Raw genomic sequence first — 23830 nt, 5'->3', positions numbered from 1 at the left:
TTCGCCGGAGTGTCGCCACGGCCCTGACCGCACCGCCCGCCACCGGCAGGGCGGTCAGGGGTAGACCAGGTCGATCCGCTCCTGGTGGACCGGGTACCCGGCCCGGGCGAAGGCCTTGGCCATCGGGACGTTGCCCTTGTCGGTGCCGGCCTTGATCTCCCGCGCGCCCTCCGCGACGAGCAGGTGGGTGGCCTCGACAAGCAGGTCGTAGGCGTAGCCGTGGCCGCGGTGCTCCGGGACGACGCCGATGTAGCCGACCACCGGCTTGGTGTGCCTGCTCGGCACGCTCAGGCCGACGATGTCGCCGTCCGGTGTGCACGCGACCCGCCACCACTCGCGAGGACTGGGCATCCGGTGCAGGAAGTCCATGTCCTCCTGCGCGGCGGCGTCCACCCCGTGCAGATCGGTGGTCCGGCGGGCGTGCGCGTCGAGGGTGCTCTCGTTCATCCTGCGGAAGATGTCGAAGAACACCGCGTCGTCGGGTTCCTGCCGGAAGACCAGGCGGCCAGGGCGTTCCGGCAGCCCGTGCTCGGGCGTCCACAGGTAGATGTAGCGCTCCACCAGCGGGGTCATGCCCGCGGCGATTGCGGCGTCGAGGCGGGAGGTCGCCGCGGCGAGCACGTCCGGGCGGCTCCGCCAGTCCGGCGGGGTGTCGAGGCTGTACTCGGTCCGGTACGGCACCTGCCGCAGCAGCTCCACCGCCGCGTCGGCGTCGGTGAAGTCGAACCAGTCCAGCGCCAGTGGTTCGGCGCCCTCGCCGTTCGGCCGGCCGTACCAGGCGGCGCGGGCGACGACCACGCCGTCGCGCTGGGCGATCCAGCTCCACTCGGGCCGGTACTCGCCCCTGGCCGCCATCTCGGCGTAGGTGGTGCCCGTAGCGGCGAAGCCGACCAGATCGTCGTGCGGAAGGGATTCGAAGAGCTCGACCTCGCCGGGGACCAGCGGGCGGATGACCAGATCGGTCATGGGTGAGGATTCCTCTCGGGGTGCGGCAGTGCGCTCCCGGTCAGGACCTCGACGCCCTCACGGCGAGAAGGGAGCGCATGATCGTCGTAGTGATCACGGCTCTCACCTCCTTCGCGCTGTTCGAGGGCGTCCGGGAAGGCTAGGCGAAACGCCCGGACCGGGCAAACGGGTTTTTCGGGGTGCCCCCGGCGGGGTGGCGCGACGAGCCAGGCATCATCGTGGTCTCGGCGTGCGCGGCGGACCTCCGCCGGGAGATCATGTCGGGACGGTCCGACGGAGTGGGGGAGTGACGTGGGCGAACAGCGCCGCGAGCTGGTCGTTGGCATGGCCTGTGAGCAGGGACCCCGGCCGTCGAACGCGGACGCGATCGCCGCGGCGGGAGCCCTCGGCGGCGCGACGGCCCTCGCGGTCGTCGACGGCATCGGCGGCGACGAGCACGTGGTCGCGGCCTCCCCGGCCTGCGTGCAGGAGGCCGTCGCGGTCGGCGCGGAGCACGGCGCGGTCGCCGGGCTGCTCGCGGCGGGCGAGGAGATGCGCGAGCGGCAGAACGCGGCCGCCGAGAAGGGCGCCCGCATCCCCGACGCCGTCGCCGCGGTGGCCGTCTTCCTGCCCGAGCTGAACGTCATCGAGGTCGCCTGGACCGGCGACTGCCGCGTGTGGACGCTGCACGAGGACGAGCTGCGCCTGCGCACCGTGGACCACACCCAGGGCCAGCGCATGCGCGAGTACGCGGCCGAGCTGACCGAGGAGGAGCTGGCCGACTACGACGAGGACCCCGCCGACTGGGACCACGTCGTGCTCACCACGCTGGGGCGTGCGCACCCCGTCGACCCGATGTCCTTCGGCAGCGCCCGCGTCTCCGCCGAGGGCGTTCTCGCCGTGGTGGTCGGCAGCGACGGCTTCCACAAGTCGCTGAGCGCCGAGGAGATCACCGAAGTGCTGCGCGAACACGCCGACGACGCGCAGGAGGCGGCGGAGCAGCTGGTCACCTCCGCGCTCATCCGTTCGGCCGAAGTGCACGACAACGTCACCGCGGGAGTCCTGCCGCTCTCTGCCGTGCCGGACGACTCCGAAGGTCAGTCGGACGGCTGACGTGGCGCTGCCGGCCGCAGCGCTCGCCGCCCCGCCGCTCAGTTGTCGGCCAACGACACCAAGGCGATGCCTCGGGTCACCTTCTTCGCCCAGGGCTCGGATTTCCCCTGCCGGACAAGGGAAACCGGTCGATCGGTGTTCAGTCGTCCGGTCTCGGCCTGCCTGCGGCCGCCGGTGACAGCACCGGTGTCCGCGTGGGCGGTCGTCATGTCTGCCGCACGGACGCGGTCGCGCTACGCCTTCGCGCTCGATCTTCCCGCCGGTGCCAGGCTGTCGCCGACGCCGGATGGTGGGTCCGGTGTGTGACCGCCGCCGACAACCAGTGCGCGACGATCCACATGGTGCACGGCAGCGTGTTGCCTTGCGCGATCGTGGACGACTCCGCGAACTGCCACGACAACTGATCCTGCGCGTTGGTCGTCCACTGTGGACGTCCAGCCTCCGGTCGCGGAGACCCACGGGCGGCGACGCAGGTCACCCCGTGGGAAGCTCTGCCCATGACTCGCACGCTGTGCCTCGCCCAGGACCCGGACTCGGACGCCCTGCTCGCCGCCGACCCGCTGGCGCTGTTGTTCGGCATGCTGCTCGATCAACAGATCCAGATGGAGAAGGCGTTCAAGGGGCCGAAGGTGATCGCCGACCGGATGAGCGGGCTGGACGTGCACCGGATCGCGGAGGCGCCGGAGGAGGAGTTCGTCGCGATCGCCTCGGAGCCGCCCGCGATCCACCGGTTCCCGGGCTCGATGGCGAAGCGGCTGCAGACGTTGGCGCGCTTTCTGATCGAGCACTACGACGGCGACCCCGAAGCCATCTGGACGCGGGACGAGCCCGACGGCAAGACCGTGATGAAGCGGCTCAAGGAGCTGCCCGGCTTCGGGGACCAGAAGGCGCGGATCTTCCTCGCACTGCTGGGCAAGCAGCTCGACGTCCGGCCCGAGGGCTGGCGGGAGGCGGCGGGGGCCTACGGCGAGGACGGGGCGCGGCGCAGCGTCGCCGATGTGCGCGACAAGGTCACCCTCGCCGAGGTGCGGGACTTCAAGAAGGCGGCGAAGGCCGCGGCCAAAGCCGGGAAGGGCCAGTAGGGAAGGGGCTCGTGCGACGCATCCTCGGCGGACCGCGGGAAGCGGGCCCGGTGCGGGATCGGCTGAGCGCGACGGACGTCAGGCGGCTCGGTGTCGCACTGGTCCAGGTTCCCGCTGTGATCGCCGCGTCCGGGATGCCTCCGAAGGGAGGAACGGGGCCGAGATGAAGCGGGATGAGCCGTCCGGCCGCACACGATCAGCCTGTCGGGCTCTCCGGGGCTGCTGCCCTTGACGTAGGAGCGCGGCAGGGCGAGCGGCCAAGCCGCAGGGTGGACCATTCCGCGTCTGCGGCATCCCCGGAGGCCTGGGGATCTGGTCGCCTCGGAGTGCTTTTGTTGCCTCCAAAGAGGATTTCGCTTCGCCGCCGGGTGGGATACGCCGGTGTGAGAGCGCTCCCGCAGTCGTTCTCCGCTCGTCAACCCGACCAACGACGGGTGCGCCGAGGGCCGAAAGAGTCCACTGTGGACATAGACCGGCGTGGCATAGTGGATCTTTGCGGCGACGGTTGGAGGACAAGTGTTCGAGCGCATCCTGCGGCTGGTGGACGAGGTTCCGGAGATCGACCGGTTTCTCGGCGTCGACGACCTTCTCAGTGGCATCAACGCCGTCGCCGAACGGCACAGCGACTGTGCGTCCGTCCGGCGGATCGGCACCTCGCGGCTCGGTGAGCCGCTGTGGTCGCTGACCGTCGAGGGCGGCCGCAAGCAGGCGGTGGTCTTCGCCGCCGTGCACCCCAACGAGCCGGTCGGCGGGCAGACCTCGCTGCACTTGGCCAGGACCCTGGCCGCGGACCCGGCGCTGCGCGCGGAGCTGGGCCACACCTGGCACATCATCCCGTGCATCGACCCGGACGGGACACGGCTGAACGAGGGCTGGTTCGAGCCACCGCTGACCATGCGCCGCTACGGCAGGAACTTCTACCGGCCGGCGGGGCGGGAGCAGGTGGAGTGGTCCTTCCCCTTGGCGTACAAGGGAGTCTTCTTCGACGCGGTCATCCCGGAGACCGTCGCGCTGATGCGGCTGTTCGACGAGCTGAAGCCCGACTTCATGTGCTCGCTGCACAACGCCGAGTACGGCGGGGTGTACTACTACGCCGACTCGACCACCCCCGAACTGTCCCGGGCGCTGGCGGCGATCCCGGCGCACCTCGGCCTCCCGCTGCAGACGGGGGAGAACGAGGAACCGTACATGCGGGAGCTGGCGCCGGGGATCTACCTCGGGCTGAGCGCCCGGCAGAACATCGACTACCTGGAGTCCATCGGCGTCGACCACACTGACTACGAGGCTGGCGACTCCAGCATGTCCTATGTGGAGCGTTACGGAACCCGTTATCTGGTGAGCGAAGTGCCGTACTGGACCAGTGAGGACTCCTGCGACACCACGCCGCTGGACGTCTCCTACGCCGCGGTGCTGCGGGAACGGGCGAAGGAGCTGATGGAGGCGGACCTGGTGCTCTCCGGGCTGCTGGCCTCCGTGCAGAACGACCTGACGGCCCGGTCTCCGTACCGGCGCGCGCTCAACGCGTTCCTGCCGGGCCTTGCCAAGCAGTCCAGGATCGCCTCGGCCGCCGCGGACACCCCCGGCGCGGACCGGGCCGCGGTGGTGTCCGAGCGGTTCCACTCCGCGGAGGTGCTGCAGTCGGTCCGGATGCGCCTGGGCGGCATGCTCTTGTCCACTTTGGACGGCGAGCTGGCGGTGGGCAACGGAACCCCGGCCATCCGCGCCGCGCACGCCGAGCTGACCGGGGTCTTCGACCGGTGGGCCGACCTCGCCGAGGCCGAGGTGCCGGCGACCGCGATCCCGATCCGCAAGCTGGTCGCGACGCAGTTCGGCGCGATCCTGGCCTCGGTGGCCACCCCGCGGTAACGCTGCCGTATCGAAACTTGTCGCAAATCCGGCCAACGCTGGTGAGTCCCGGCCCGGGCTCGTTCTACTGACGGGTATGGACGGGTACGGCTGGGCGCACGGAGTGCTCGACGAGGCCGTCCTCGGCGGTGCCGCCGCCGGGGACATCCGGCACTACGTGGCGTCGCTGACTGCCAGGCGGTACGAACGGCTCGAAGGCGACGGCGCCGAGCGGCCGGACGCGTTCACGCCCGCCGACATCGCCGCGACCATGTCGCTGAGCCTGCCGTGGCACGGCGTCGCCGCGCTGGAATGCCTGTGGTCCCGGGTCGACCAGCTCAACGACCTGCTCGCCGAGGTCGCGCACACGCCGATGCACGACGCTCCCGCGGCCGCGTACGCACCCGACGGGCCGGTCGACCGGCTCTGGCAGGCCCTGACCGAGACGCCCGGGATCGCCGCGCCGGTCGCGGGGAAGCTGCTGGCGCGCAAGCGACCGCACCACGTTCCCGTCTACGACCCGGTGGTGCTGGACGTGCTGGGCTGGCCGGAGGACTTCTGGCAGTGCCTGCACTCGTGGTTCGCCGCCGACCCGGGGCGGGCGGGGCAGGTCGCGCAGGTGCGGGCGGACGCGGGGATGCACGAGGGCACGAGCCTGCTCCGGTGCGTGGACATCGCCCTGTGGATGTTCGCCAAACGTCTAAACGTCGCGAGTTCCGCACCGGGCTCGGTGATCTGACCGCTAGGGTCCTCCGCGTTGACCGTTCTCCGGGGGATTCGACGAAGTGACAACCAGCCTTCTGCTGTCCTTGGGCGCGCTCGCGCTGCTGGACAGCACCAGTTTCGGCACGCTCGGCATTCCGATCTACCTGCTGCTGGCCATCAAGGACCGTCCGGTGCTGCGGATGGTGGTCTACCTCGGCACGATCGCGGTGTTCTACTTCGCCGTCGGCGTCGGGCTGATGCTCGGCCTGCGCGGTGTGTTCGACCAGGTCGGCCAGGTGCTGGAGGGGCGGACCGGCTACTGGGTCTCGGCCGTTGTCGGCGTCGTGATGTTCATCGCGAGCTTCTGGTTCGACCCGAAGCGGCGCAAGCCGAAACCGGCTCGGGAACCCAAGGTCGGTGGCAGCCTGCTCTCGATGGTCGGCCTCGGCGTCACCGCGGCGTTGATCGAGGTCGCCACGATGGTGCCGTACCTCGCCGCGATCGGCATGCTGACCAACGCCGGGGTCGGGCCGCTGACCTGGGTCCCCGTCCTGGCCGGCTACGTGATCGTGATGATCGTGCCCGCGTTGCTGCTGCTCGTGGTGCGGGCGCTGGCGTGGACGTGGTTGCGGCCCAAGCTGGAGCGGCTGCACGCGTGGATCGTGCGCAACAAGACCGAGGCGATCGGGTGGGCGCTGGGCATCGTGGGCTTCCTGCTCGCCAGGGACGGGATCGTGAACTTGTTCTTCAAGTAGCGTGGGCGGGTGCACGAGAACACCTCTCGGGATGTCTACGGCAACCTCGTGCAGGCCGGCGTCATCCACGGTGACGTCCACCTGCACCAAGGACCTGCGAGCGTTGCGCGGCAACGGCTTCAGCGCGCTCTGCGAGATGCCGCGGTCGTCGTCGACGGGCGTCGCGGAGTTGCCGTGGAGCCGGGGCTCGCGCTCGTCTGCGGGCCGGACGGGCCGGTGTTCGTGCGGGCCGAGACTCGTGCGTACGCCTGCCTGCACCCGGAAGCGCTCCCCGGTGACGAGCTGATCCAGCTCGACGCGGAGCCCGGTTCGCCGGTGCTGAACCTGCGCACCGGCGGCGTGTGCGCACTGGTCGGGCCGGACGGAGCGCTCCCGGTGCCGGAGGCGAGGGGCAACCACCCCGGGTGGCTGGACCTGCTCGAACCGGAGCAGCTGAGCGCGGGCGGCTGGCGGCACGTCGGCCCGGTGCTGCGCGGATACCTCGACGCGGTGCGCAAGGCCGACCGCGATCACCCGTACCCGAGCGTGCGGCACGCGGCGCCACCGCTGTCGAAGATCTACCTCACCCGCCAGGCGACCCGGCAGGCCGAGGACGCCGAGGACGAGGTGCTGGAGCGGGTGGACGCCGACAGCCTCCTCGAACGGCACGCGGGCGTCCAGGTGCTGGGCTACCCGGGGGCCGGGAAGTCCAGCCTGGTCAGGCACATCGCGGCCACCACGGCGCAGCGCTGGCTCACCGCGGGGGACGGCGCGTTCGTGCCGGTGCCGATCACCGCCGACGTGCTCAGCCAGGACCGCACGCTGCCTGACGCGCTGGCCGACGGCGTGGTCCGGGGACTGAGCCACAGCCTGGACCGCGGCGCGCTGCTGGAGCTCTTCCGCGCCGAGCCGCTGCCGGGCGTGCCGTGGCTGGTGCTCGTGGACGGGCTGGACGAGGTGCTCGAACCGGCGGCGCGGCACGCGGTGCTGCGCCGGGTGGCCGACCACCGCGAGAACCCCGCTTTCCGCTTCCTGGTCACCAGCCGTCCGCTGAACGATCGGGCGCTGGTCAACAGCTCGCAGTTCCCGACCTATGTGATCGAGCCGTTCAACGACACCGAGTTGCACGCGTTCGTCGTGGGATGGTTGTCCGCCAGGGAGATCGCCGACCCGGAGGCCGCCGCGACGGACTTCGTCGCCCGGGTCCGCCGGACGAAGCTCCACGAGCTGGCCCACGTGCCGTTGATCTCCACCATGCTGTGCCTGCTGTTCGCGGAGAAGCCCGACGCCGAGCTGCCGGACAACCAGTCGCAGCTGTACCGGGAGTTCGTGTCCTGGCTCGTGGTGAAGCTGCGCGAGGCCGATGCGCGCCGCCAGCTGCGCGATCGCGTCACCTCGTACGGCAAGAGCGCCGAGGACGCGGCGGACGCGCTGCTCGAACGAATCCAGGAGCTGTTCCAGGACATGGCTTTCGGGCACCAGCAGCTGGGCGACGACCGCACGCTGATCGAGCACGCGCTGGCCTGGCGGGGCGTCGAGCCGCCGGAGAACGTGCCCGCGCAGGAGTGGGCCGAGGTCATCGCGGACGCGCTGCGGATCAGCGGGCTCGTGGTGCAGCGCCCACAGGACTGGCGGTTCCTGCACCAGACCGTCGAGGAGTACTTCGCGGCCTGCCACCTCGCGGCGCGCCATCCGGACCCACGCGCCTGGTCGAGCCGGAAGCTCCTCGCGCCGCAGAAGGAATGGCCGTGGCCGCAGCTGGAGGTGATGGTCTTCCTGGTGGCCCGGTGGGCAGAGGCGGGCAAGGACGTCGGCCCCAAGCTCAGGCGGTTGCTGGGCTGGCGGCACCGTGAGCACAACATCGGTTTCATCGCGCAGCTCGTGCGCAACGGCGTGGCGGTGGAGCCGCGCATCGTGTCGCGGACGGTGAAGCTGCTGAGCAGGTATCTGTCCAAAGAGGACACTCCGAGGAAGCTGTGGCACGACTGCGCGGGATGGTTACGCGACATCGACCCCGAGCTGGCGACGCGCGAGGTGAGCCAGGTGGTGTCGGGACCCTCCGACGAGCGCCGCCGGTTCGAGGGCATCCGCTGGCTGCTGACCACCGATCCGGAAGCCGGAGTCGTGCTGGCGCTGCGTTTCCTGGCGAACACGAGGAACGGCATGACGGCGCGGAGAGCGCTCGACGACCAGCTCGGGGAACTCGACCGCGGGCTGGCCAGACGGCTGTTCCACGAGGCGGCCCAGGAAGCCGAGCGCGACGCGGTGCGGTTGAAGGCGGCGGAACTGCTGAAGCGCGTCGACGCCGAACTCTCCGCGGAGACCTTCGCGAAGCTCGCGGAGGCCCCGGAAGCCGAGGTGGCCACCCGGTTGCTGGCCGCGCGGGCGGCGTGGGAAGCGTTGCGGGACCTCGACCGGACGTTCTCCGCGCTCGACGAGCTCTTGCGAGCGCCCGGTCCGGAATGGGCGGAGACGGCCGACTTCGCGGTTTCGGTGTCCGCCGTGCGAGCGGAGATGCTGTTGCGAGGGCTCGCCGATGACGAGGTGGCCGACCGGGAACTGCAGCTGCAGGCAGCCTTGTTCTTGGCCGAACGGCTCGGTTTCGACAACGGTCAGGTGCTGCGGCTGGCCCTGGACCGGCGGCTCGATCGTGAGCTTCGCGTGCGAGCCGCCGGTGCCGAGGTGATCAGCCGGACCGATGCCGCCGCGATCCTGGCCGGTGTGGCCGATGAGTGCGGTCCGGGCGACCAGTACCTGTTCACGGTGCTCGACGAGCTGCTGCGAATACACACCCAGGAGGCCGTCACGCGGCTGATCAGGGTGGCAGAGGACAGCCGTCACCCCGACGCGGAGCGGATGCGGGCGGCGGAGCTGGCCCGGCCGCACCTTTCCGAGACGAAGCTGGCCAAGCTCTATGCCGACCTCGCGCGCGTCCGGCTCGGTGCCGCACTGGAGTTGCGGCGCCGAAATCCCCTGCTGGGCAACGACGAACTGGAAAGCCTTGCCAGGGACCGGAGCGTGCGTGGCCAGATCCGGCTGGACGCCGCGATCGCGCTGCACGGGAGGCGGTACAAGCGCGGCCAGGTCGTCCTGCGGGAGATCGCGGCCGACGCCAGTGTGTCGTCCGCTGTTCGGCGGCAGGCCGCGGAGTTGGCAGAGAAGTGACGGCGCAGACGCTGGGTCGGGGTGGGTGACGCGCAGGTCAGAGCGAGGGCAGGCCGGGCAACCCGGGGATCGGGGCCGCCGTCGCGGAGAGCCGGTAGCGGTCCTCGCCCTCCTCCATCGCGGCGAGTACCGCCTGCCCGCCGGGCAGGACCACCGTCCACAGGCCGGGCGGCTCGTCACAGCCGTAGAGGACGTTCGCGTCGAAGCGGGCGGCGAAGCGCCGGGCGAACTCGTGGCGGCCGACGCGGTCGACCAGTCTGCCTTCGATGCCGACGCTGAAGCACATCGCGAAGTCCCCGGACACCTCGCGGTAGGTGCAGAACGCGGCGAACACCGTGTCCGCCGGGGTGTCACGGAGGTCTTCGTCGACGCGATCCTCGTGGCCGATGAACAGCTCGTGCTCGCCGATGTCGAAGCAGGACAACAGGAACTCGCGTAGTACGGGCTCGGCGACCGTGCAGGAGGACAGCCCGTCGTAACCGGTGGCGGCGGTCATGACGCGCTCCACAGGGCGGCGGCGCGGATCCCCAGCAGCAGCGGCACCGACCCGTCGTCGCGCACGCGGTTCGGCAGGCTCGGTGCGTCCAGCAACTGGTGGCCGGCTCGGAGTTCTGCGCCCAGGGCGCTCAGGTCGAGTTCGATCAGCACCTGTGCGGAGCTGTACAACCGTTCCGCCCGAACGGGTTTGCGGCCCCTCACCTGATCACTGGTGACGGACAGCGTTGTCAACCCGAAGAACTCCGGCTTCGCGCCACGCTCCATCCAGCGACCGAAACCGAGAACCTTCGTCGCCCGCACCTCTTCCCGCTTGACCCCGGTCTCCTCCAGCAGTTCTCGCTCCATCGCGGTTCGCACGATCGTGGTGAGGTCGTCGCTGCCCTTGGCGTCGCGTGGTTCCAGGGTGCCGCTGCCCGCGGGTGCCAACAGCAGCGGGCTCGCGGAGTTGCGCTCCGACTGCACGATGGCCAGCAGGAAGCCATCGCTGGTCATCGCGATCGTGCTGACGCCGACGAGATCGGCCAGCGTGCTCGCGGACAGCGGCCGGACGCGGCCGGAGGAGTCGATCAGCTCGTGCCGCCGCAGATCGTGCTCGACGCCGGTCGCGGTTTCGGTGATGCGGAGGCGGCAGACCTCGTTGGAGCACTGACCGTCGAAGAACCGCGCCCGGTGCAGTCGCACGGCACCGGGCTCCGAACCGGCCGCGGGCAACGGTTCCCCGTGCATGCCGAGCACGTTTCCGTTGAACAGCAACCGGCCTCGGGCCTGGAGCGGCAGCACGTGCGGGGCCGTCGCCCGCAGCCGCGCGGGCAGGCGGTAGGGCTCCTCGTCGATCTCGACGGTGAACCGCCTGGTCTGCAGCGCCTTGTCCATCTCCGCGCTCAGCATCACCGTGCCGCGATTGGGAATGTGGAGGTAGCGGGCGTCGGGGTAGGACAGTGGCGGCGGCAGTTCGGCGGACGGGAACGGCGCGGCGATGGTGGAGAAGTCGTAGGCCGACCACCTCCCCCTGAGCAGCCGCACGTCGCGGATCAGCGTGATCGTGCCGAGCAGCAACGCGAGGACCGACAGGGCCAGCCCGAGCGCGCTCGGCAGCAGGGTGACCACGCCGAGCACGACGCCGGTCGCCGACAGGAGCACGGGCCACTCCCGCGACAGCAGGAAGGCAAGGTAGTCCGTCCTCGTCCGGGTCCGGCTGAGCAGCTTGGGCACAGTTGATCACCCTAGAACACCGCTGACCTCGCGTAGCCGGATTGTGTCGGTCCCGCCGCAGAGCCGTTGCGCGCGGACCGGGAGGATGTCGCGCATGGGCGATCTCGAAGAGTGGCTCTCGAAGCCCGACCCGCGCTTACCGGCCGTCCGCACCACCGCCCTCGTGGTGGTCGCCGTGTGCGAGGTGCTGATCATCACCTGGCCGACCACGCCGAGGACGCTGTCGTGGCTGGCCGGCCAGTCCGCCGTGTGGTGGGGCGCCGTGGGTACCTGGGTGGGCGCGTTCGCGACCACCGCGGCCGTCGTCGCCGCACTGTGGATCGCCGGTCGTGACGCGCGTGTGCGGCGGGCGGAACGCGCGGACCGGGACAAGGCGCAGGCCAGGCTCCTCGTGGTCGTCATGGCCAACCGGGGCGAGTTCCTGACCGTGCGCGTCGAGAACCACAGCGCTGCCCCGCTGTTCGACGTCGCGTTGACCCACGTCGAACCCGCTCCGGCGTGGCGTCTTGGGCCGTCGACGGTGCAGCGGCCGACGCATGAGGTCCTCAAGGCGGGCGAGCACTTCCAGCGCAACATAGAGCTGCTTGACGGCAACGGGGAACCGCAGCGCGTTCCCGACGTCGAGTACAGCTTCACCTTCGAGTTCGTCGACAGTGCCGGGCTGCGCTGGAGTCGGCGGGACAATGCCGAACCCCAGCGCGTCATCCCGGCTACCACTGGTTGATGTGCAGCACCTCGTCGAGCGGCTGACGCGGAGCGGGCTTGAAAGTCGTGCCCGTGTAGTGCGCGGTCGGGATCAGCACGCCCTGGTGCACGTCGTCGGGGATGCCCAGGATGTCAGCGACCTCGCGCTCGTAGAGCAGGTGCAGCGTCGTCCACGCCGTGCCGAGACCGCGTTCGCGCGCCGCCAGCATGTAGCTCCACGCCGCGGGCAGCACTGAGCCCCACAGCGAGGACTGGTTGCCGGTGGGGAGCGCGGTCGAACCCGTCCGCGCGCACGCGATGACCTGCACGGGCACCTGGCCCATCACGTCGGCGAGGTACGCGACGCTGTTGTGCACGCGCTTCTGGACCTTCGAGCGCTCCGCGTCGTCCGCGTGCAGCTTGCCCGCGGCGCCGGGCCCTGCGAGGTACTGGTGACAGGCCCGTTGGTAGACCTCGCCGACCGCGGCCCGCTTCTCGGCGTCGGTGATCACCACGAAGTGCCAGTGCTGCGCGTTCGAACCGCTGGGCGCCTGCAGCGCGATCTCCAGGCTCTCCCGGACCAGCGCGAGGTCCACCGGCCGTCCGAGGTCGAGCCTGCGCCGCACGGACCGGGTCGTCGTCAGTACCTCGTCGGCGGAAAGCCGCTGGTGAGTCATGTTCTCGCCCATCTCGGAAATGATGTTGTCAGACCCCTTGTCTACCGTTGCGGTGGTCGTGTCGGACAGCGTTTCGGGAGGGGAATATCGGTGGGACGCAAAGCGTTGGTGCTCGTTCTCGCGCTACTGCTGGGCAATGGTCTGCTGGCCGCCCCGGCGGCCGCGGGCCAGGGACTGTGGCTGGGCACGTGGTCGGCCGCGATGCAGCAGCCCACCTCGGGATTCGCGCCGAACTGGTCGGAGAAGGGCTTCGCGGACCACACGGTGCGCCAGGTCGTGCGGACCAGCGTCGGTGGCGCGGTCACCCGTGTTCGGCTGTCCAACCACTTCGGGACGAAGCCGTTGCGCATTGCGGGCGCGACCGTCGCACGCACCGCCGAGGGCGCCGCGGTGCGGCCGGAGTCGTTACGCCCCTTGACTTTCCGGTTGTCCCGAAAGGTGGAGATCCCGGTGGGCGGCCAGCTGGTGAGCGATCCGGTGCCGCTGCCGGTCGCCCCGCTGGAGCGGCTGACCGTGACCCTGTACCTCGCCGAGGCGACCGGACCCGCGACGACGCACCTGTTCGCGACGACCACGAGCTACCGCGCGAGCGGTGACCACCTCGCCGACGCCGGTGCCGCGGCGTTCACCGAGAAGGCCACGTCCTGGTTCTACCTCGCCGGTGTCGAGGTGGCCGGGCCACCGCTCCGGCGGGACGCGGTGGTGACCTTCGGCGATTCGATCACCGATGGCGCCGCGTCGACCATCGACGGCTTCAACAGCTACCCCGACGAGCTGGCCGAACGGCTCGGGAACACCCGGGCGGTGCTGAACACCGGCATCGGCGGCAACCGGGTGCTCAACGACTCGCCCTGCCTGGGGGAGCGGGCGGGCAAGCGGTTCCAGCGCGATGTGCTCGACCAGCCGAGGGTGCGCACGGTGATCGTGCTGGAGGGGATCAACGACATCGGGATGAGCGAGTTCCCCGGGCAGCCGTGCGTGCTGCCGAACCCGCGGGTCACCGCCGCCGAGCTGATCGCCGGGCACCACGAGTTGGTGAAACGCGCGCACGCCAGGGGAATCCGGGTGATCGGCGCGACCATGCTGCCGTTCAAGGGCGCCGGGTACTTCACCGAGCGCGGTGAGGCCGTGCGGGACGAGGTGAACACCTGGATCCGGACGTCGGGCGTGTACGACGCGGTGGTCGACTTCGACCGCGTGATGGCCGACCCGGCGAACCCGGACGCGCTCCACCCGGCCTACGACAGCGGCGACCGCCTGCACCCCAGCGACGCGGGCTACCGCGCCATGGCCGCCGCCGTCGACCTCACCACCTTGTGACCGGCACTAGCCTCCGAGCTCGTGTCCCTGCTCGACCAGGCAGCGGAGGACCGTGTGCCAATAGGCGGCGCCCTTGCCCTTGCTCAGTGCTGGCTTGAGTTTGCACATGCTTTGCAGGAGGGTGATGGCGGTCTTGAACTCCTTCTCGAGCACTCCGCACTGGGCGAGCTTTCTCTTGGCGTTCAGCTGGTCGAACGTTCCGTCGTCGCGAACCATGCCCCCGAAGTTCTGCAAGGCGGTCATGGCGGCGCTCGCGGGCCTGCTCGCGAGTTCCCTCTGGAAATCGGCGTTCAGCTCCTTGACGCAGACCGCCAGCTTCTCCCTGTCCAGCGCGTGCGCCGGGGTGGTCACGCCGAGCATCAGTGCGGCGCTGAGGACTCCGACCACCAACCGAGCCGGGACCGTGTGCGGGTTCATGACCGTTCCTTCTCGTCGAGGTGTCGAACCAGGGCAATTCTCGAAGAGCTCGACGAAAGATCAAGAACTTCCGGCGCGGGCAACTCCGTCGAGCGTGCTGTTCACCCGAGCGGTGCGAACGCGGTCACCGGGGCCTTGACCTCAAGGGCGGTTGAGGTTCGAGACTGGGGGCATGGACATCAGGGACGACGGCAGCCTGCTCTTCCACAACACCATGCGGATCATCGAGGGCCACCTGGAGGGCTTCCGGAACGCCATCACCAAGGCGGTGCGGTTCGCCGAGGAGCACGGTCCGCAGCTCATGGTCGAGGTGTTCATCGACGAGCCGCGGATGACCGCGCACAGCTTCCAGCTCTTCCGGGACTCAGACGCGGTGCGCACCCACTGGAAGCTCGCGGACCCCTACATCCAGGAGGTGATGGAGCACTGCCGGGTGGAGCACTTCGAGATCTTCGGTGAGCCGGACGAGGACGTGCTGGCGGGCGTGCGCGGTGCGGTCGGGGACGACGCGCTCGTGCACCTGCCCAGGATCGCGGGCTTCGTGCGCGGGTCAGTCCGCGTTTGACCGGCCTCGGGCGAACGCCGTCGCCAGGGCCTGTTCGCCGATCGACCGCCGAACCAGGTCGGTGATCCTGTCCACATCGGACCGTTCGCCCTCGGGCAACGGCGCTCCGGCGTTCGCGCGCATCGCCGCGGCGGTCCCGAGCAGTTCCGCCGCGTGCTCGTGGTCACCGTCGATCGCGTGCGCGCCCGCGAGACCTTCGACGGCGAGCGCCACCGCCCGCGGATCGCCGACCTTTTCGGCCGCTGCCAAGGATTTCCGGTGCAGCTCCAGTGCTTTGGCGGCCTCGCCGCGCGCCTCGGCGATGAACCCGAGTTCGGAGAACAGCACGGCGTCGCCGGGCGGGTGGTCGGCGTCCCGTTGCCATTCGAGCATGTTGTGGATGTGCGCCTCGGCGATGTCGAGCTTGCCCTCGCGCCGCGCACCGAAGGCGAGTCCGAGTCCGGCGTGCACGACGCCTGGCTGGTAGGAGTGCTCGGCGGCGAGGCGCATCGCGCGTTCGTGCAGGTCCTGGGCGGCACGGTAGTCGCGGGCGAGCAGGCGCAGCCGTCCGAGCCCGGTCAGCCGTTCGGCGACGTCGGTCCACAGACCCAGTTCCTCCGCCAGGCGCAGACCTTCGGCGTGCAACTGCTCGGCGCGCTGGTAGTCGCCAGTGATCTCGGCGAGCGCGGCGAGCGGGGACACGACCTGCGACTGGCCCCAGCGGTCGCCGAGCTGGTCGAGCAGTCGGGCGCTTCGCGACCCGGCTCGTTCCACAGTGGCCAGATCCCCGCGCAGCAGGGCCTGGTCGGCCCGGACGCTCAGCGCGACGGCCTCGCCCCACGGATCGTCGGTGAACCCGGCGAGGGCGCGGGAGACCAACTCCTCGCTCGCGGTCAGCTCGCCAGCGGTGTACAGGGCGTAGCCGAGGAACCACTGGGCCCGGTGGAGTCCTCCGGGATCACCGGCCTCCTCGTAGGCGCGCAGTGCGGTTGTGCACGCGGCCACGCGGTCGCCGCCCTGCCCGGCGAGCAGGTCCAAGCCCAGCTGCCACACCCTGGACTGGGCGCGAAGCGCGGGAGAGCCACCCAGTGCCAGCGCGGAGTTCAACGCGTGCGTCGACTCGCTGCGCCTGCCGCGCAGGAACCAGTAGCCGGTGAGCGCGTTGGCCAGCCGCAGCGCGGAGTCGGCGGCCCCGTCGCGGACCATGCTGTCCAACGCGGCGCGCAGGTTGGCCGACTCCCGGTCCAGAACCGCGATCCAGTGGTGCTGGGCGGGCCCGTAGAGCTGGTCCTTCGCCTCCTCCGCCACGCGCAGGTACCAGCTCTGGTGGCGCTGGCGGGTTTCCGCTTCCTCGCCCGCGTCGACGAGCCGTTCCGCGCTGTACCGTGCGACGGACTCCAGCAAGCGGTACCGCGGCTCGGGATCATGCGTGACCACCACGAGGCTGCGCTGCGCCAGCGTCGTGAGCTGATCGAGCACGTCCACCCCGCTCACCGCTTCGGCCGCGGCCAGCGTGCAGCCGTCGACGTGGACTGAGAGCCGGCGCAGGACGGTGCGCTCCGGCTCGGACAGCAGCCCCCAACTCCAGTCCAGCACCGCGCGAAGCGTGCGTTGCCGAGGCGGGGCGTCCCGATAACCCTCCGTCAGCAGCTTGAACCTGTCGTCGAGCCTGGCGACCAGCTCTTGCACGCCGAGCACCGGTACACGCGCGGCGGCCAGCTCCAGCGCCAGCGGGATGCAGTCGAGTCGTTGGCACAGTTCGGCGACCGCGTGTTCGTCAGGCAGCGCGTGTCCCAGGGCGCGGACGCGTTCGGCGAGGAGCCGGACCGCGCCCGCTTCGTCGAGCGGCGGCACGGGGTAGCGCGCCTCGCCCGGCAGACCGAGCGGCTCCTGGCTGGTGGTCAGCACCCGCACGCCCGGAGCGGTCCGCAGCAACCGCGACACCAGCTCGGCGACCGGGGCGACGAGGTGTTCGCAGTTGTCCAGGACGAGCAGGATCTGCTTGTCGCGCAACGCTGTCAGCACCAGGTCGGCCGGAGCGAGCTCCTGGTACTCGCGCACGCCCAGTGCGGTGAGGACCGCCTCGGCCACAGAACTCGCCGCCGCCAGCTCGACGAGCCACACGCCGTCGGGCGGACTGAGCCGCCGTGCGGTTCCGAGCGCCAGCCGTGTCTTGCCCACGCCGCCGGAACCGGTCAACGTCACGAGCCGGTGCGCGTCGATCAGCGCGCGCACGTCGGCGATGGCCGCGTCGCGTCCGATGAGGTTCGAGACCTCCGCGGGCAGGTTGGTGCGCGGCCTGGTCAGAGCGGGGTCCTGGCGCAGGATCTCTTGGTGCAGCTGGGAGATCTCCGGGCCGGGCGCGATCCCCAGCTCGTCCCGGAGCAGGTGTCCGAGCTCGCGGAAGCTCTCCAGTGCCGCGCTCTGCCGTCCGGCGCGGTACAGGGCTCGCATGTGGACCGCGCGCAGCCGTTCCCGCATGGGGTGGGCGGACACCAGCTCGCTCAGCTCGCCGAGGTCGTGCTCGTCGAGCGCGCCGAGGCGGTCCTCGATCGCGGTCAGCCGCTGCTCGGTCAGCCGGGTGATCGCGGGCTGCGCGAACACCGCGTCGGCGAAGTCGGCGTAGGCCGGGCCGCGCCACAGGGCGAGCGCCTGGTCCAGCAACTCGACCTTCGCGCGCGGATCGGCCGTGGCACGAGCCTGCTCGGTCAGGGCGACGAACTCGGCGGCGTCCACGTCATCGGCGTGCAGCCGGTACCCGGCGGGAGTGGATTCGACGAGCGACCGATCACCCAGCGCGGCCCGCAGCTGAGCGACCCTCACCTGCAGGGTCGCGACCGGATCGCGTGGCACCTTGGCACCCCACAGGTCCTCGATCAACCGGTCCGCGGAAACGGGGTGGCCGCGGTGGACGAGCAGGTCGGCGAGGAGCGCGCGGACCGAGGCGCGGGTGACGGTCACCGGCTCGCCGTGCGCGGTGTGCACGGTGAGCGCCCCGAGCACGCCGAATCGCATGTGCTGAGAATAGTGCGGTAAGTCCTTGGTAGGTCGCTCCGCCGACGCTCGGCCCATGGAGAAGACGATGTCCCGGGCGGGGGCCCGGGAGTGGATCGGCCTCGCGGTGCTGGCCCTGCCGACCTTGTTGCTCGCGATGGACGCGACCGTGCTGTACCTCGCCGTCCCGCACCTCAGCGCCGACCTGCGGCCGACCGACGCCGAGCTGTTGTGGATCGTGGACAGCTACGGCTTCCTGGTGGCCGGGTTCCTGGTCACCATGGGCACGCTGGGGGACCGGATCGGCAGGCGCAGGCTGCTGGTGATCGGCGCGACCGCGTTCGCGGCGGCGTCCGCGCTCGCCGCGTTCGCGCCCGACCCGGTGTTCCTGATCGTCGCGCGGGGCCTGCTCGGCGTCGCGGGCGCCACGCTCGGCCCGTCGACACTGGCGTTGATCAGCACGATGTTCCCGCCCGGGCAGCGCGGGCTGGCCATCGGGCTGTGGGCGACCTGCTTCTCGGCCGGGATCGCGCTCGGGCCGATCGTCGGCGGGCTGCTGCTGAAGTGGTTCTGGTGGGGTTCGGTGTTCCTGCTCGCCGTGCCGTTCATGGCGGTGCTCGTGCTGACCGCGCCGTTCCTGCTGCCGGAGTTCCGCGACCCCGATGCCGGGCGACTGGACCTGACCAGCGTGTTCCTGTCGCTGGCCGCCGTGCTGCCGGTGATCTACGGCATCAAGCAGCACGGTGGCGTTATCGGCGGGATCTCGATCGCGGCCGGGCTGGTCTTCGGCGGGCTGTTCGTCTCGCGGCAACGGCGGCTCGCCGATCCGTTGCTCGACCTGCGGATGTTCGGCAGCCGTTCGTTCAGCGTCGCGCTGATGGCGCAGGTGTCCACGATGACCGCGATCGGCGGGATCTACCTGTTCGTCACGCAGTACCTGCAGCTGGTGCAGGAGTTCACGCCGCTGGTCGCCGGGCTGTGGCTGATGCCTTCCGCCGCTGTGCTCGTCGTCAGCTCGCTGGTGACGTCCAGGCTCGCCGCCAGGTACGCGCCCGCCCATGTCGTCGGCGTCTCGCTGGCGCTGGCCGCGACGGGCTTCGCCGTGCTCGCGGTCGCGGGCGGACTGGCCGGGGTGGTCACAGGGTTCACCTTGGTGTACCTGGGAATCGGGCCGATCATGGCGCTCGGCACGGAGCTGGTGATCGGCACGGCGCCGCCGGAGAAGGCCGGATCGGCCGCGGCGATGTCGGAGACCGCGATGGAGTTCGGGATCGCGCTCGGCGTCGGCGTGCTCGGAGTGGTCGGCACGGCGGTCGCCACCGACGGGCAGCCGTTGCTGGAGGCCGCGCCCGCGGAGTTCACCGCCGGGCTCAACGCGGTGGCGGTGCTGTGCGCGGTGATCACCGGCCTGATGGCGGTCCTGGTGCTGCGGCTGCTGCGTCCCGGTCACCCGGCGCGGTGACCGGGACGCGGTCCGGCTTCAGGCCGCGGCCTGCACCGGCGCGGGCAGCCGCCGGTCGGGTTCGGGGCCGAGCAGGAACGCGGCGTCGTCGAGCACCCGTCTGGCCTCGGTGACCTGGGCGGCGATCCGGTCGCGGAGTTCGACCAGCGCGTCGATCCGCGCCTGGACCGCCGCCTCCTCCTCGGCGAGGGCGCGCATTGCCTCGGCCCTGCGGGAGTTCATGGCCACCTCGAAGTCGTGCCGCACCTGCTCGCGGTCGCGTTCGGCCCGCTCGTCGAGCTGCCTGCGGTGCTCCTCCGCCTGCCGCGCCTGCGCCTCGATCTCGGCGTGGGAGCGCCGCATCAGCTCGCGGTGCTCGGTCTCCATCTCCTGGCGGCGGGTGTCCAGTTCGGCGATCATCCGCTCGTAGCGCTCACGCAGCCGGGCGGCGGCCTGCTCCGCCCCGGCCCAGCTCCGCTCGGCCGCCGCGGTGGCCCGCCGGGTGATCTCCTCGGCTTCCTCCCTGGCCAGCTCCACCATGCGCTGCAACCGTTCCGACAGCGCGGCGGCGTCCAGCGGGGCCCGGCACAGCCGGTCGATCTTGGCGCGCAGCCGGGCGTTCTCCGAGCGCAGCTCCGCCAGCGTCTCGGCGAGGTCGTCCGCGCGGGCGACGGCGGCGTCCCGGTCGGCCGCCAGCAGCCGCAGGTCGGACTCGGACTCGCGCACGTAGCGCTGCACCTGGAACGGATCGTAGCCGCGCCACACCATGTCGAAGTCGATGCGCAGCGGGAGCAGGTCCGCACGGCTGTCGACCGCGGTCATGAACAACACCCTCCTTTGTCGATCGCACAGTGGGAAGTCCACCTGGATGACGACCGAGCGCGCGCAGGAGTTCCCGGGACGGTCGCTCACGGATCGCCCGGCGACTCGAAGGTCCAGACGTTGCCGACGTTGCGGCCGCCCCGGCGCATCACAGTGCCGAGAACGGCGGTGAGCTCGTCTTCGACCTCGGTGCCAGAACGTGCTCATGCGCAGGTGACGGGTGAAGAGCCCTCGCTCGACGATGTCCCCGTAACTGGGCTTGAAGGCGAAGCGGGCCTTGAACTCGTCGCATGACGCTTCGTGATCCGGGTCGTCGAGCAGCGTTGACACCGGGCGTGTGGCGGCGGGAGTCGAGGACGGGTATCGGCACCGTCAAGATATTCAGCCACCGAATCGGCGCTTTGTAGGAGAATGCCTTAATGCCGCGTGGGTTCCTGCTTCTGGATGTCGACGGGCCGCTCAATCCCTACGCGGCCAAGCCGTCGAGGCGCCCGGACGGCTACGCCACGTTCCGGCTGACCGATGACGGACGTTGGCTGCGCGGCCGGGAAGGTCGGCGCCGCAAGGGAATCCGGGTGTGGCTCAACCCGGGGCACGGCACCGCGCTGCTCCGGGTGGCAGCCGAGGCGGACTTGGCGCTGGTGTGGGCGACGACCTGGGAGGACGAGGCGAACACCCGCATCGGCCCGGAGATAGGCCTGCCACCGCTGCCGGTGATCACCTTTCCCGACCGCGACCCGGTCACGGGCTGGCGCCGCGACGGCAGGTGGAAGTGGGCGGCTGTCGCGGAATACACCGCGGGGCGCCCGCTGGCGTGGTTCGACGACGAGTTCGAGCGGCGCGGGGCAGGGGCGGCGCGCGCGGGGTTCGAGCGGGATCGCGACGGGGCGGGCACGTTGCTGTGCCACGTCGATCCGCGTGAAGGTCTGCTCCCTCAGCACTTTGACGCTGTGCGGCGATGGGCTGGGCTTCCTGCTAGTGCTGTTTCCGGCGTGGGGTCGGCTTGACCTGGGGCCCCCTTGCGCGTGCCGAGGGCCTGCCGGGCGGGCACGGTCAGGAACCGGCCCTCGCCGACGAGCGTATGGCACGCGCACCCCAGGTAAAGCCGATCGTCCCAGCCTTACCTCGCGCCAGCTGGAACTGGCTTTCGTTTGCTGAAACCGTTGGGGTGTAAGGGAAAGTTCACTCCGTAGAGCCATGATCGACTATTTGCAGACGCTAAAATAGGAGTATGGCCCCTGCCGATATCGAAGACGACGTCGTGGCCGCCTACGCCGATATCGGTAAGGCGGTGGCGGACTTCGCCTTAACCCTGATGAAGCTCTATGAGGACCTGGATCCGCAAGTGCAGCAGTACGCGGGGGATGTTCTGATGCCGTTGCTGCGTGTTTCCCAGGTCAAGGGCAACAAGCTCATCGACCGCGCCATGTCGCTGATCGACCATCCGGCTGTGTTGGAAGCGTTGTCGGACGGTCGGATCGATGAGGGCAAGGCGTTGATGATCATCGATCAGGTCAGTGTCCTCGATGCCGCCAATCAGGCGATCGCTGAACCGGTGTTGATCGCGCATGCGGCCACGCATAACTACACGGCGAGCCAACGCTGTGCCCGGCGCTATGTCCTCAAGCTCGACGCTGAAGCGGCGTTGCGGCGTTATGAGGAGAAGCGGAAGCAGCGGTTGGTGGAGAAGTTCAACCTCGACGACGGCATGTGCTCCCTGCGCATCGTCCTCCCAGCCTTCGACGCGGCCCTGGCCTTCGATCGCATCGACCGGATCGCGCGGGCGCTGCCGAAAGACGACCGAACGTTGGACCAGAAACGATCCGACGTCGCGGCAGATCTGTTGATGGGCAAGGAAACACCCGCCCCGCAGGGTGAGGTGTGCGTGAACTTGACCATGCCGATCACCAACATCCTCGGCTTGACCACAGACCCGGTGATGCTGGCCGGATACGGGCCGCTGCCCGCAGAGATCGTGGCGGATGTGGCCGCGAATGGCATTTGGAAGCGCATCCTGACCGACCCGGTGACGGGGATGGCTGAGCACATCACCACCTACCGGCCCACCCCGGCGCAACGCGAGCTGATCAACGCGCGGTATCCGACGTGCACGATGGTTGGCTGCAACCAACCGGCGCACCGTTGCGACGTGGATCATTGTTGTCCGTTCGATGGCACCAACACCACGGTCGCGAATCTGCGGCCGAAGTGCCGTCACCATCACCGGATGAAGACGCACTCCAGTTGGTCCTGTGAGAACCGGCCCGATGGGACGCATGTGTGGACGACGCCGAGTGGCAGGGTGATCGAGACCGAACTCGAACCCATCGCGGAGCCCGCGCCCTTCTAGGGCCCGTCGCCCGCAACGCCGGCAACAACGGCTCAGGTTGCTGAACCCACTATGAAGACGGGCTCTAAGAACTCAGTTCAGAATGAGTTTGCGGAGGCAGATGATCGAGCAAGTCAGGCTGAGCATGGCTTGGTGGACATCGGCTCGTCGTTCGGTGCGCACGCGCAGTCGCCGGAAGCCTTTGATCTGTGGGAAGACGAGTTCCACCGGTCATCGAACGGTGCCCAAGCCGGATCCGTGTTCGACGCCGCGGTGGGCGATGACCGATGTGATGCCGCCTGCGCGGTACTTGTCGTGGTCGTAGGCGCGGTCGGCATAGATTCGGCGAGGCCGACGGCGTGGCTTGCCGACCACGCAGCGGATCGGCGGGACAGCGTCGATCCACGGGATCAGCTGGGTGACGCCGTTGCGGTGGCCACCGGTCAGCGTGACGGCCAGTGCAACGCCGCCCGCATCGGTGATCGGGTTGCTTGGAGCCCGGCTTGCGCCGGTCGACCGGACTCGGGCCCGTGCGCTCCCCCTTTGAGCGCACGCAGGTGGGTGGAGTCCACGAGGGCCGCGGACAGGTCCAGCAGCTCGCTGCGCGCAATTCCGCGAGCAGCCGTTCGTGCGGCTGTTGCCAGACCCCGGCCTCGTGCCACTCGGTCAACCGCCGCCGGCACGTCGCTTTCGAGGCACCAAACAGCGCGGTGGGCAGCCGGTTCCAGCCGAATGCCGGTGCGCACCGCGTAGAGGATGCCCTCCAGCGCAGCCCGGTCATCAGCGCGCTTGCGTCCGGGGTGACGAAAGCGCCTCTGGTGTACCGAGGATCAACGGCTCCAGACGGGCCCACGGTTCGTCGGCCAGAACCTCCTCACGCACGCCATGATCTTGGAACGTCTTGCTCTGCAAGCAAAGCCGACATGCCAGCTCGTTCTGAACTGATCACTAGGGCGTGATGCGGAATTCGCACGACTCGGCCAGGATCTTGCTGCCGCCGGCCTCGACGAACTGCAGGCGGAAGTTCGTGCCGACCGGGAAGCCGCCCTTGCGGGGATGAACGCGCGTCCTGAGCGCGGTGCCGTCGACGCTCGGCGCGATGATCTGGCGGTACGGCGGGGACTTGCGGATGAGGACCAGGTCGAACGCCGGCGGGTCGGTGGCGGCGCGCTTCCAGGCCACGTCCTGGGGAGTGAATCGGCCCTTCCAGTCGTCCATCCGCCTCACCTCGTAGGCGTTGGCGGACGGGGTCATGACGACCATCAGCAGGAGCGCGCCCAACAGGCTTCGTGCGTACACCGGA

Annotated in this window: 22 protein-coding genes and 1 pseudogene; 13 read left to right on the top strand and 10 right to left on the bottom strand. The window is 70.1% G+C overall.

Translation table 11 applies throughout. The features are described 5' to 3' along the window. Positions 1 to 54: 54 nt before the first annotated feature. Positions 55 to 966: a GNAT family N-acetyltransferase gene (locus BLT28_RS12955; protein ID WP_030431740.1), complete on the bottom strand. Its 912-nt coding sequence runs from the start codon at positions 964 to 966 to the stop codon at positions 55 to 57. Between the two features lie 2 nt (positions 967 to 968). Here BLT28_RS12955 and BLT28_RS40080 point away from each other — a divergent pair, with 2 nt between their 5' ends. Then, entirely contained in the window at positions 969 to 1109 is a 141-nt protein-coding gene (locus tag BLT28_RS40080) for a hypothetical protein (protein ID WP_156051334.1), read from the top strand. A 148-nt stretch (positions 1110 to 1257) separates the two neighbouring features. Further along, positions 1258 to 2058, top strand: a complete 801-nt coding sequence (locus tag BLT28_RS12950) for a PP2C family protein-serine/threonine phosphatase (protein ID WP_030431739.1) — start codon at positions 1258 to 1260, stop codon at positions 2056 to 2058. Between the two features lie 38 nt (positions 2059 to 2096). Here BLT28_RS12950 and BLT28_RS40075 read toward each other — a convergent pair whose 3' ends face one another. Next, positions 2097 to 2267 (bottom strand): hypothetical protein, encoded by a 171-nt coding sequence (locus BLT28_RS40075; RefSeq protein WP_156051332.1) that lies wholly within the window; start codon positions 2265 to 2267, stop codon positions 2097 to 2099. A 288-nt stretch (positions 2268 to 2555) separates the two neighbouring features. On the opposite strand from BLT28_RS40075, the gene BLT28_RS12945 reads away from it, so the two are divergent. The 5 genes from BLT28_RS12945 to BLT28_RS12925 all read left to right on the top strand — a co-directional run bounded on the left by BLT28_RS12945 (position 2556) and on the right by BLT28_RS12925 (position 9589). Further along, positions 2556 to 3140, top strand: a complete 585-nt coding sequence (locus BLT28_RS12945) for an HhH-GPD-type base excision DNA repair protein (protein WP_030431738.1) — start codon at positions 2556 to 2558, stop codon at positions 3138 to 3140. Between the two features lie 516 nt (positions 3141 to 3656). Beyond that, positions 3657 to 5006, top strand: a complete 1350-nt coding sequence (locus BLT28_RS12940) for a M14 family zinc carboxypeptidase (RefSeq protein ID WP_030431737.1) — start codon at positions 3657 to 3659, stop codon at positions 5004 to 5006. Positions 5007 to 5082: 76 nt separating this feature from the next. After that, positions 5083 to 5724, top strand: a complete 642-nt coding sequence (locus BLT28_RS12935; RefSeq protein ID WP_030431736.1) for a DUF6308 family protein — start codon at positions 5083 to 5085, stop codon at positions 5722 to 5724. Positions 5725 to 5770: 46 nt separating this feature from the next. Beyond that, entirely contained in the window at positions 5771 to 6445 is a 675-nt protein-coding gene (locus BLT28_RS12930) for a GAP family protein (RefSeq protein WP_030431735.1), read from the top strand. A 9-nt stretch (positions 6446 to 6454) separates the two neighbouring features. Then, positions 6455 to 9589: an NACHT domain-containing protein gene (locus BLT28_RS12925; RefSeq protein ID WP_083383734.1), complete on the top strand. Its 3135-nt coding sequence runs from the start codon at positions 6455 to 6457 to the stop codon at positions 9587 to 9589. A gap of 37 nt (positions 9590 to 9626) precedes the next feature. Here BLT28_RS12925 and BLT28_RS12920 read toward each other — a convergent pair whose 3' ends face one another. Both BLT28_RS12920 and BLT28_RS12915 read right to left on the bottom strand, forming a co-directional pair. Continuing rightward, positions 9627 to 10085 carry a hypothetical protein gene (locus BLT28_RS12920; protein ID WP_030431733.1) on the bottom strand — a complete coding sequence of 153 codons (459 nt, stop codon included), beginning with the start codon at positions 10083 to 10085 and terminating at the stop codon, positions 9627 to 9629. Further along, positions 10082 to 11299 carry a hypothetical protein gene (locus BLT28_RS12915; RefSeq protein WP_030431732.1) on the bottom strand — a complete coding sequence of 406 codons (1218 nt, stop codon included), beginning with the start codon at positions 11297 to 11299 and terminating at the stop codon, positions 10082 to 10084. Before BLT28_RS12915 ends, BLT28_RS12920 begins: the two co-directional genes overlap by 4 nt. Positions 11300 to 11393: 94 nt before the next feature. Here BLT28_RS12915 and BLT28_RS12910 point away from each other — a divergent pair, with 94 nt between their 5' ends. Continuing rightward, on the top strand, positions 11394 to 12023 hold the full coding sequence (locus BLT28_RS12910) for a hypothetical protein (protein WP_030431731.1): 630 nt from the start codon (positions 11394 to 11396) through the stop codon (positions 12021 to 12023). Here BLT28_RS12910 and BLT28_RS12905 read toward each other — a convergent pair. Next, the gene (locus BLT28_RS12905; protein WP_231950773.1) at positions 12010 to 12672 is read right to left on the bottom strand and encodes a nitroreductase family protein; all 663 of its coding nucleotides are present in this window, start codon (positions 12670 to 12672) and stop codon (positions 12010 to 12012) included. The genes BLT28_RS12910 and BLT28_RS12905 overlap by 14 nt on opposite strands. 78 nt (positions 12673 to 12750) lie before the next feature. Here BLT28_RS12905 and BLT28_RS12900 point away from each other — a divergent pair, with 78 nt between their 5' ends. Continuing rightward, positions 12751 to 13980 carry an SGNH/GDSL hydrolase family protein gene (locus tag BLT28_RS12900; protein ID WP_030431729.1) on the top strand — a complete coding sequence of 410 codons (1230 nt, stop codon included), beginning with the start codon at positions 12751 to 12753 and terminating at the stop codon, positions 13978 to 13980. Positions 13981 to 13986: 6 nt separating this feature from the next. Here BLT28_RS12900 and BLT28_RS12895 read toward each other — a convergent pair whose 3' ends face one another. Further along, positions 13987 to 14397 (bottom strand): hypothetical protein, encoded by a 411-nt coding sequence (locus BLT28_RS12895; protein WP_030431728.1) that lies wholly within the window; start codon positions 14395 to 14397, stop codon positions 13987 to 13989. A 172-nt stretch (positions 14398 to 14569) separates the two neighbouring features. Between BLT28_RS12895 and BLT28_RS12890 the strand changes: the two genes are divergently transcribed. Then, positions 14570 to 14962 (top strand): hypothetical protein, encoded by a 393-nt coding sequence (locus BLT28_RS12890; protein ID WP_030431727.1) that lies wholly within the window; start codon positions 14570 to 14572, stop codon positions 14960 to 14962. Here BLT28_RS12890 and BLT28_RS12885 read toward each other — a convergent pair. Next, on the bottom strand, positions 14948 to 17956 hold the full coding sequence (locus BLT28_RS12885; protein WP_030431726.1) for a BTAD domain-containing putative transcriptional regulator: 3009 nt from the start codon (positions 17954 to 17956) through the stop codon (positions 14948 to 14950). The genes BLT28_RS12890 and BLT28_RS12885 overlap by 15 nt on opposite strands. Before the next feature lie 55 nt (positions 17957 to 18011). On the opposite strand from BLT28_RS12885, the gene BLT28_RS12880 reads away from it, so the two are divergent. Then, positions 18012 to 19397, top strand: a complete 1386-nt coding sequence (locus tag BLT28_RS12880) for an MFS transporter (RefSeq protein ID WP_030431725.1) — start codon at positions 18012 to 18014, stop codon at positions 19395 to 19397. A gap of 18 nt (positions 19398 to 19415) precedes the next feature. Here the strand turns inward: BLT28_RS12880 and BLT28_RS12875 are convergent, their stop codons facing one another. Beyond that, positions 19416 to 20198, bottom strand: coding sequence for a coiled-coil domain-containing protein (locus tag BLT28_RS12875; RefSeq protein ID WP_052407770.1), 783 nt, complete (start codon positions 20196 to 20198; stop codon positions 19416 to 19418). A 419-nt stretch (positions 20199 to 20617) separates the two neighbouring features. On the opposite strand from BLT28_RS12875, the gene BLT28_RS12870 reads away from it, so the two are divergent. After that, positions 20618 to 21205 (top strand): hypothetical protein, encoded by a 588-nt coding sequence (locus tag BLT28_RS12870; RefSeq protein WP_083383732.1) that lies wholly within the window; start codon positions 20618 to 20620, stop codon positions 21203 to 21205. A gap of 254 nt (positions 21206 to 21459) precedes the next feature. Continuing rightward, a complete protein-coding gene (locus tag BLT28_RS12865; RefSeq protein WP_172806511.1) occupies positions 21460 to 22548 on the top strand; it encodes an HNH endonuclease signature motif containing protein in 1089 nt (362 codons plus the stop codon). Positions 22549 to 22620: 72 nt separating this feature from the next. Here BLT28_RS12865 and BLT28_RS12860 read toward each other — a convergent pair. Both BLT28_RS12860 and BLT28_RS12855 read right to left on the bottom strand, forming a co-directional pair. Further along, a pseudogene (locus BLT28_RS12860) lies at positions 22621 to 23409 on the bottom strand (IS5 family transposase). Positions 23410 to 23475: 66 nt separating this feature from the next. After that, positions 23476 to 23826, bottom strand: coding sequence for a hypothetical protein (locus tag BLT28_RS12855; protein WP_030431722.1), 351 nt, complete (start codon positions 23824 to 23826; stop codon positions 23476 to 23478). Between the last annotated feature and the right edge of the window lie 4 nt (positions 23827 to 23830).

The organism is Allokutzneria albata, from assembly GCF_900103775.1.
Taxonomy (GTDB): domain Bacteria; phylum Actinomycetota; class Actinomycetes; order Mycobacteriales; family Pseudonocardiaceae; genus Allokutzneria; species Allokutzneria albata.
This window is presented reverse-complemented; position numbering and strand designations above follow the sequence as displayed.